This window comes from uncultured Streptococcus sp. (assembly GCF_915066115.1).
Taxonomy (GTDB): domain Bacteria; phylum Bacillota; class Bacilli; order Lactobacillales; family Streptococcaceae; genus Streptococcus.
The window spans coordinates 1-8,445 of sequence record NZ_CAJZDT010000080.1 but is presented as its reverse complement, the minus strand read 5'-3'; the positions used below and the strand labels follow the sequence as shown (position 1 = coordinate 8,445).

General features: G+C 40.9%; 8 protein-coding genes. 7 read left to right on the top strand and 1 reads right to left on the bottom strand.

The features are described from left to right. The first annotated feature begins 48 nt into the window (after window positions 1-48). The 4 genes from QZ565_RS06400 to pcp all read left to right on the top strand — a co-directional run bounded on the left by QZ565_RS06400 (window position 49) and on the right by pcp (window position 3,019). On the top strand, window positions 49-1,257 hold the full coding sequence (locus tag QZ565_RS06400; RefSeq protein WP_295527130.1) for a LysM peptidoglycan-binding domain-containing protein: 1,209 nt from the start codon (window positions 49-51) through the stop codon (window positions 1,255-1,257). A 206-nt stretch (window positions 1,258-1,463) separates the two neighbouring features. After that, window positions 1,464-1,889, top strand: a complete 426-nt coding sequence (locus tag QZ565_RS06395) for a MarR family winged helix-turn-helix transcriptional regulator (protein WP_295527126.1) — start codon at window positions 1,464-1,466, stop codon at window positions 1,887-1,889. A gap of 10 nt (window positions 1,890-1,899) precedes the next feature. Further along, entirely contained in the window at window positions 1,900-2,262 is a 363-nt protein-coding gene (locus QZ565_RS06390; protein ID WP_295527123.1) for a DUF1304 domain-containing protein, read from the top strand. Window positions 2,263-2,374: 112 nt separating this feature from the next. Then, window positions 2,375-3,019, top strand: coding sequence for a pyroglutamyl-peptidase I (gene pcp, locus QZ565_RS06385; RefSeq protein ID WP_295527120.1), 645 nt, complete (start codon window positions 2,375-2,377; stop codon window positions 3,017-3,019). Window positions 3,020-3,044: 25 nt separating this feature from the next. Here pcp and QZ565_RS06380 read toward each other — a convergent pair whose 3' ends face one another. Continuing rightward, window positions 3,045-3,902, bottom strand: a complete 858-nt coding sequence (locus QZ565_RS06380) for a DUF975 family protein (RefSeq protein WP_295527117.1) — start codon at window positions 3,900-3,902, stop codon at window positions 3,045-3,047. Window positions 3,903-4,018: 116 nt separating this feature from the next. Between QZ565_RS06380 and tgt the strand changes: the two genes are divergently transcribed. The 3 genes from tgt (at window position 4,019) to nagA (ending at window position 8,382) form a co-directional block, all read left to right on the top strand. After that, window positions 4,019-5,161, top strand: a complete 1,143-nt coding sequence (gene tgt, locus QZ565_RS06375) for a tRNA guanosine(34) transglycosylase Tgt (RefSeq protein WP_001285237.1) — start codon at window positions 4,019-4,021, stop codon at window positions 5,159-5,161. Between the two features lie 100 nt (window positions 5,162-5,261). Then, the gene (locus tag QZ565_RS06370) at window positions 5,262-7,079 is read left to right on the top strand and encodes an acyltransferase family protein (RefSeq protein WP_001220872.1); all 1,818 of its coding nucleotides are present in this window, start codon (window positions 5,262-5,264) and stop codon (window positions 7,077-7,079) included. A 151-nt stretch (window positions 7,080-7,230) separates the two neighbouring features. Beyond that, window positions 7,231-8,382, top strand: coding sequence for an N-acetylglucosamine-6-phosphate deacetylase (gene nagA / locus QZ565_RS06365; RefSeq protein ID WP_295527108.1), 1,152 nt, complete (start codon window positions 7,231-7,233; stop codon window positions 8,380-8,382). The last annotated feature ends 63 nt before the right edge of the window (window positions 8,383-8,445 follow it).

The following is an 8,445-nucleotide window of genomic DNA, read 5'->3' as shown; positions in this document are numbered from 1 at the left end:
TTTTTGTGTTATGATAGACAGGTACTCATTTGAAAGGAATTTGAAAGAATGAAGAAAAGAATATTATTAGCATCAACAGTAGCCTTGTCATTTGCCCCAGTATTGGCAACTCAAGCAGAAGAAGTTCTTTGGACTGCACGTAGTGTTGAGCAAATCCAAAACGATTTGACTAAAACGGACAACAAAACAAGTTATACAGTTCAGTATGGCGATACCTTGAGCACCATTGCAGAAGCCTTGGGTATAGATGTCACAGTTCTTGCGAATTTGAATAAAATCACGAATATGGATTTGATTTTCCCAGAAACTGTTTTGACAACGACTGTCAATGAAGCAGAAGAAGTAACGGAAGTTGAAATCCAAACACCTCAAGTAGATTCTAGTGAAGAAGTGACAACTGCGACAGCAGATTTGACAACTAATCAAGTGACGGTTGATGATCAAACTGTTCAGGTTGCAGACCTTTCTCAACCAATTGCAGAAGCTCCAAAAGCAGTAGAAGCTCCAAAAGCAGTAGAAACTACAAGTACAAAAGAAGTAGCAACAAGTTCAGAAGTTACAGAGACAGTGACTGCTTCAGAAGAAGTCGCGCCTTCTACAGGAACTTCTGTTTCAGAGGAGCAAACAGCCGAACCAATCAGTCCAGTTAAAGAAGCAGCTCCTCAGGTAACGACTCTAGCTGAGAAAGAGGAAACTCAAGCAAACCCACAAGCTGCTTCAACAGTGGAACCAACTACAACTTCAGTAGAAGAAAAAGTAACGGAACCAACTGCAACAAGTTCAGAAGAATCATTAAGTGAAGCTACACCAGCAGTTTCTACTTATCAACCAGAAGAGACGAAAACAACTTCAACAACTTACGCAGCTCCAGCTGCGCCTGATTATGCTGGACTGGCAGTAGCAAAAGCTGAAAATGCAGGCCTTCAACCACAAACGGCTGCCTTTAAAGAAGAAATTGCCAACTTGTTTGGCATCACATCCTTTAGTGGTTACCGTCCAGGAGACAGTGGAGATCACGGAAAAGGTTTGGCTATCGACTTTATGGTACCAGAAAGCTCAGAACTAGGGGATAAGATTGCGGAATACGCTATTCAAAACATGGCCAGCCGTGGAATTAGTTACATCATCTGGAAACAACGTTTCTATGCTCCATTCGATAGCAAATATGGACCAGCTAATACTTGGAACCCAATGCCGGACCGTGGTAGCGTGACAGAAAACCACTATGACCACGTTCACGTTTCAATGAATGGATAAATCAGACTTTGTAATATCATTTTGACGAATGAGATTTAGCTTTCGTGATAGGAAGCGATTCTCGTTCGTTTTTTTCTTTGTCAATTTGAATGGAAAATGGAAGATCAGTATTTTGTAATGTTTTAAGCATGATTCTTGCAATCTATTTTACTTTATATCATACTTGATTAGTCAACTATTGATAAATCAAGAAAAAGAGAAAAGAAATGTTAGAGATTCAAAATTTACTTTATCAACTCCGCTTGTCTGAGCAAGCTAGTACGCACTTATTTGAAAAAAGACTTGGGATTAGTTTGACACGGTATCAGATTTTACTGTTTTTGATGAAGAATTCCCCTTGTAACCAAATGGCGGTTCAGGAGTGTTTGAAGATTGATCAGGCTGCTTTGACCCGACATTTCAAAATTCTGGAAAAGGAAGATTTGGTGGAGCGTCATCGTAATCCTGAAAATCAGCGGGAAGTGTTGGTAGAGGCTACGAAGTATGCCAAGGAGCAGTTAGTAGTGAATCCCCCTCTGCAGCATATCAAGGTTAAAGAAGCGATGGAAAGTATCTTAACAGAGTCTGAAAGAACAGAACTCAGCCGTTTAGTAAATAAATTGGTTTTGGGCATTGAAAATATAGAAATTTAAGGAGAAATAGATGTCAATTATTACAATCATTTTAGCAACAATCGTTGCTTTGGAGCATTTTTACATTTTTTATTTGGAAAGTGTTGCAACGCAATCAGATGCAACCAGTCGAGTCTTTAACATGGACAAGGAAGAATTGGCTCGTCCGTCAGTAAGTTCATTGTTTAAAAATCAAGGGATTTATAATGCTCTGTTAGGAGTCTTTCTCCTGTATGGGATTTATTTCTCACAGAATTTAGAAATTGTGACTATTTTTGTTTTATTTGTGATTGGTGCTGCGGCTTATGGCTCTCTAACAGCGGATAAGAAAATTATTTTGAAGCAAGGTGGACCAGCTATTTTGGCCTTGATTAGTATTTTACTCTTTAAATAAACTTTAATGCCGGTCTGATCCTCTCTAGTCCTTTTCGCTCCAGAAGAAGAGAAATATGTTATACTTGTTTTTAAGAAAAAAGTCTCATTGAATTAGTTTTGAGGAGTTAGAAATGAAAGTATTAGTGACAGGCTTTGAGCCCTTTGGAGGGGAAAAGGTCAATCCAGCCTTGGAGGCTATTAAAGGTTTACCAGCTGAAATCCATGGTGCTGAGGTCCGTTGTCTAGAAGTGCCAACAGTCTTTCACAAATCGGCCCAAGTATTGGAAGAAGAGATGGACCGTTATCAACCTGACTTTGTCCTTTGTATCGGTCAAGCAGGTGGAAGAACCAGCTTGACACCTGAGAGAGTAGCTATTAATCAAGATGATGCTCGGATTCCTGATAATGAAGGCAATCAACCGATTGACCTTCCTATTCGCCTAGACGGTGCTCCGGCCTACTTTAGTAGTCTACCGATTAAAGCGATGGTTCAAGCTATAAAAAAAGAGGGCTTGCCGGCCTCTGTTTCCAATACGGCAGGGACTTTTGTCTGCAATCATTTAATGTATCAGGCCCTCTATTTGGTCGAAAAGAAATTCCCACATGTTAAGGCAGGGTTTATGCATATTCCTTATATGATGGAACAGGTGGTGAATCGACCGACTACTCCAGCTATGAGTTTAGTGGATATTCGGCGAGGGATAGAAGCGGCAATCGGCGCCATGATAGAACATGGAGATCAGGATCTCAAGTTGGTAGGCGGAGAAACTCATTGATAGAAAAAAGCTTGAGGGAAAACCTTCAAGCTTTTGGACGTTTTCGAGCTAGTACTGCTCGGTAAAAAATTATTTTATTGATTTGAATGTAGGGTAGGAGTGAGAAACTAGCAATTCCAAAGGTAATCCAATTGAGGAAGTACCAAGGAAGGAGTTGTAAGTCTAGAACAAAGCGCTGAAACTTATAACCTTTCATCAGGAAACGGCTGGTTTTAAGGATTTGTCCTGGTTTGGCTTGGCCCAAGTCTAGAGTGTCACAGAGGAGCAATTCTACCTGTGAATAGGCATAGTATTGTGGAATATAGAGACTATTTCCTATGATCATCAAGAGGATACTTGCTAGGAAGTAAAGCCCAAAGGTCATGAGGAAGCGCTCGGTTTCAATTGACGTGAGATCCAGATTGGGAAACTCAGGATGAAGGGCAATGAATTTCTTTGCAAGAAAGCTACTGTAAAAAAGGAAGTAAATTCCAAGCAAACTAGGAATGCTCCATAAGAAGAGATAGAAACGTTTGAGAAGGAGAGTCAAAAAGGTTTGTGAAAAGTGCTCTTCATTAAAGAGAGTGAGACTATTTTTGATGGATAGTTCTGTATCGGGACTCTTGATGAGTTTCAGCGTTGTATAGACGGAACTGGTTAGAAGTATTGTTCCGATAAAGGAGACTAATAGAGGAAAAAGGTAGGCTTGGAATACATGGCCAAACACGCTTAAAAAGGGTTGTTCTAAAACACTCTCGTTGATGCGCTCTAAGGGATTGAGGAAGCCAGACAAGATGACCAGTATACTAGGTAAGAGATAGACGAGAAAGAGACGGGGATTTTCAGCCTGAAATTGTCTGGCTTGCAGACGAACGGTTTTTAAATCAATTTTTGGGTATTTCATTCTCTCATTATACCATAGTTCGTGACAGTTCCTACTTTTTTTGATAAAATCATACAGTATGCCCTTGGGCACAAAGTATGAACTGGGACTGTCTTTCCCAGCTTCGGAGGTAAAAAATGTCAGATTCACCAATCAAATATCGTTTGATTAAGAAAGAAAAACACACAGGAGCTCGTCTGGGAGAAATCATCACTCCCCACGGTACCTTCCCAACACCTATGTTTATGCCAGTTGGGACACAAGCCACTGTCAAAACTCAGTCGCCTGAAGAATTGAAGGAGATGGGTTCGGGAATTATCCTGTCAAACACCTATCATCTCTGGCTTCGTCCTGGAGATGAACTCATCGCACGCGCAGGTGGTCTCCACAAGTTCATGAATTGGGACCAGCCTATCTTGACAGATAGTGGTGGTTTTCAGGTTTATTCCTTAGCAGATAGCCGTAATATCACAGAAGAAGGAGTAACCTTTAAAAACCATCTCAATGGTTCTAAGATGTTCTTGTCCCCAGAAAAAGCCATTTCTATTCAGAATAATTTGGGCTCAGACATCATGATGTCCTTTGACGAATGTCCTCAGTTTTATCAACCTTACGACTACGTTAAGAAATCAATCGAGCGTACCAGCCGTTGGGCTGAGCGTGGTTTGAAGGCTCACCGTCGTCCGCATGACCAAGGGTTATTTGGGATTGTGCAGGGGGCTGGATTTGAAGATCTTCGCCGTCAATCGGCTCACGACCTTGTCAGCATGGATTTCCCAGGCTACTCTATTGGTGGTTTAGCAGTTGGAGAAACCCACGAAGAGATGAATGCCGTCTTGGACTTCACAACCCAACTGCTACCTGAAAATAAACCTCGCTATTTGATGGGTGTGGGAGCGCCAGATAGCTTGATTGATGGGGTGATTCGTGGTGTAGATATGTTTGACTGTGTCTTGCCGACTCGTATCGCTCGTAATGGGACTTGTATGACCAGTCAGGGACGTTTGGTTGTCAAAAATGCCCAGTTTGCTGAGGACTTTACACCACTGGATCCTGAGTGTGATTGCTACACATGTAAGAACTATACACGCGCCTACCTTCGTCACCTGCTCAAGGCTGATGAAACCTTTGGTATTCGCTTGACTAGCTATCACAATCTTTACTTCTTGCTTAACCTGATGAAGCAAGTGCGACAAGCCATTATGGATGACAATCTCTTGGAGTTCCGTGAGTATTTTGTTGAAAAATATGGCTATAATAAATCAGGGCGTAATTTTTAAACTGGAATTGATATAAGCTAAAAATCCTAAGTTTTCTCTTAGGATTTTTCTTCTTTTTTTGATAGAATAAAGTGTACAATGAAAGGAAGAATAAACTCGTATGCGCATTAAATGGTTTTCCTTGATTAGGATTACAGGTTTACTTTTGGTACTCTTGTATCACTTCTTTCAGACCATCTTTCCAGGAGGATTTTTCGGGGTAGATGTCTTTTTCACATTTTCAGGTTTCTTGATCACGGCTCTACTCATCGAAGAATTTTCTAAAAATCATGAAATTGATTTGCTTGGATTTTTTAGAAGACGCTTTTATCGGATTGTGCCACCTGTGGTTTTGATGGTCTTGGTGACCATGCCCTTTACTTTCTTGGTTCGTCAAGACTATGTAGCTGGAATTGGCGGTCAGATTGCGGGTGTCTTAGGCTTTATGACTAACTTCTATGAACTTCTAACAGGTGGGAGTTATGAATCACAGTTCATTCCTCACTTGTTTGTTCATAATTGGAGCTTGGCCGTTGAGGTTCACTACTATATCCTCTGGGGATTGGCAGTTTGGTTCTTATCCAAACAGGCTAAATCAAATGGTCAATTGAAGGGGATGGTTTTTCTCTTATCAGCTGCTGCCTTTTTAATCAGCTTCTTCTCCATGTTTATTGGTAGTTTTCTAGTGACCTCTTATTCCTCTGTTTACTTCTCCAGTTTAACTCATGTCTATCCATTCTTTTTGGGAAGTATCCTAGCAACGATTGTAGGCGTTCGTCAGACGACTTCCCTCGTCAAGCAGTTGGATAAAATCTGGGATTTACGCAAGACCCTTTTGGTTTTTGGGGGAGGTTTTGGATTCTTACTCATTTTGACCTTCTTTGTCAAATTTACCTATCTCTTTGCCTATCTTATGGGCTTCTTGCTTGCCAGCCTTGCAGCCCTTGCTATGATTCTGGCGGCGCGTGTCTTACATGAAAAGACTCCTAACATGCAGGAGCCAAAGATTATCAGCTTTTTAGCAGATACTAGCTATGCGGTTTATCTTTTCCATTGGCCTTTCTACATTATTTTCTCACAGTTGACATCAAATCTTCTTGCTGTGTTACTGACTTTGATTTTTTCTTATGGATTTGCCAGCCTGTCATTTTATGTGCTGGAACCTTGGATTGCGGGAAAGAACACACCTATTATACAAGCCTTTCGTCCCCTGCCTCATATTCACACAATCCTTGCAGCAAGTACTGGAATCTTGGCCTTCATTGTCTTCTTAGTAACTTTGCTGGCACCACAAGTGGGAGCTTTTGAGACAGACTTAACTGTCAATGGCTTGAAGCAAGCTGCAACAAATATTAGCCAGACCAAGGTGATGACAGAACGAGCAGAAGCTGATAGTTTAGGAATTGCTGATGGCACTATGTTAATTGGTGATTCGGTAGCACTAAGAGCTAATACAGCCTTGCAGACAGCCCTTCCTGGAGCACAGATTAATGCACAAGTCAGCAGAACAACCAAGACCGCCAACGAAATCATGCTCAACAATAGCCAGAATAAATTTCTACCAAAGATGGTGGTTATTGCAACTGGGGTAAATAATCCTGAAAATTACAAGGAAGACTGGGATAGTATCGTAAAAAATCTTCCTAAGGGCCACCATATGGTTTTGGTGACTCCTTATGAGGGAGATAAGACAAAAGAGACCTATGCAATCGTTGAGAAAGAGGCTGCCTATATGAGAGAATTGGCAGAGAAGACTCCTTACATCACGATAGCAGATTGGAACCAAGTTGCGAAAGAGCATCCAGAGATCTGGACTGGAACAGACCAAGTCCATTTTGGAAGTGACAATAGTAAGATTGAAGCAGGAGCTAAATTGTATGCAGATACCATTGCTACAGCCTTGCAAACAGCTCAAGACAAGCCAGTTAAATCAAAATAACTTGTATTAAAAAGAGAAGAGTTGGAGAAATCCAGCTCTTTTAAAATATCTCTAGAAAATAGGTCTATACCATTTACAAATAAAAAAGAAAGGTTTATAATGTAATTGACATAATAAATTGTAGAATCAATCTTTTAAGGAGGTTAACATTATGCCTAACTATATTAAAGCGGATCAATTTTTCTACCCACACGGAGTTCGTCGTGGCGGTTACCTGGAACTTGTGGAGGGCAAGTTTGGGAAACATGTGGATCAAATTCCTGAAGGAGCAGAGGTTCTTGACTATACTGGTTATAGCATTGCACCAGGTCTTGTGGATACTCATATTCATGGATATGCAGGTGTAGATGTGATGGACAACAACATTGAAGGTACATTGCATACTATGAGTGAAGGACTTCTTAGTACCGGTGTTACCAGTTTCTTGCCCACAACTTTAACAGCCACTTATGAGCAATTGCTTGCAGTCACTGAAAATCTTGGAAACCATTATAAAGAAGCTACAGGTGCTAAGATTCGTGGAATTTATTATGAAGGTCCATATTTCACAGAAACTTTTAAGGGGGCACAAAATCCAACTTATATGAGAGACCCGGGTGTTGAGGAGTTTCATTCTTGGCAGGATGCTGCAAAAGGGATGCTCAATAAAATCGCTATTGCACCAGAACGTGATGGGGTGGAAGATTTTGTACGTACTATTACAGGTGAAGGTGTGACAGTTGCACTTGGACACTCAGATGCGACATTTGAACAAGCTAAGAAGGCAGTTGATGCTGGAGCTAGTGTTTGGGTACATGCCTATAATGGGATGCGTGGTTTAACACACCGCGAACTAGGTATGGTAGGAGCTATGTATGAGCTCCCACATACTTACGCAGAATTGATTTGTGATGGTTATCACGTAGATCCAAAAGCTTGTGAGATTTTACTTAAGCAAAAGGGGACAGAAAACATCGCTCTTATTACGGACTGTATGACAGCTGGTGGGCTTGAAGATGGTGACTATATGTTGGGAGAATTCCCTGTTGTAGTAGCAAATGGAACTGCACGTCTCAAATCTACTGGTAATTTGGCAGGTTCTATCCTCAAACTTAAAGATGGTATGAGAAATGTAGTCGAGTGGGGTATTGCAAATCCACACGAAGCGGTCATGATGGCTAGCCTTAACCCAGCTAAATCTGTTCACATTGATGATGTCTGTGGTCAAATCCGTGAAGGCTACGACGCAGACTTTATCGTATTAGATAAAGATTTGGAATTGGTAGCAACCTACCTAGATGGTGTGAAACGTTATCAAGCATAAGATGATAAAATAGGGGTCAGTAGAGGACTCCTATTTTTTTAATAGGCTGAAAAAGGTATTTAA

Coding starts and splice junctions, on each gene's coding strand:
- QZ565_RS06400 (WP_295527130.1), top strand. CDS start 49: ATGAAGAAAAGAATATTATTAGCATCAACAGTAGCCTTGTCATTTGCC.
- QZ565_RS06395 (WP_295527126.1), top strand. CDS start 1,464: ATGTTAGAGATTCAAAATTTACTTTATCAACTCCGCTTGTCTGAGCAA.
- QZ565_RS06390 (WP_295527123.1), top strand. CDS start 1,900: ATGTCAATTATTACAATCATTTTAGCAACAATCGTTGCTTTGGAGCAT.
- pcp (WP_295527120.1), top strand. CDS start 2,375: ATGAAAGTATTAGTGACAGGCTTTGAGCCCTTTGGAGGGGAAAAGGTC.
- QZ565_RS06380 (WP_295527117.1), bottom strand. CDS start 3,902: ATGAAATACCCAAAAATTGATTTAAAAACCGTTCGTCTGCAAGCCAGA.
- tgt (WP_001285237.1), top strand. CDS start 4,019: ATGTCAGATTCACCAATCAAATATCGTTTGATTAAGAAAGAAAAACAC.
- QZ565_RS06370 (WP_001220872.1), top strand. CDS start 5,262: ATGCGCATTAAATGGTTTTCCTTGATTAGGATTACAGGTTTACTTTTG.
- nagA (WP_295527108.1), top strand. CDS start 7,231: ATGCCTAACTATATTAAAGCGGATCAATTTTTCTACCCACACGGAGTT.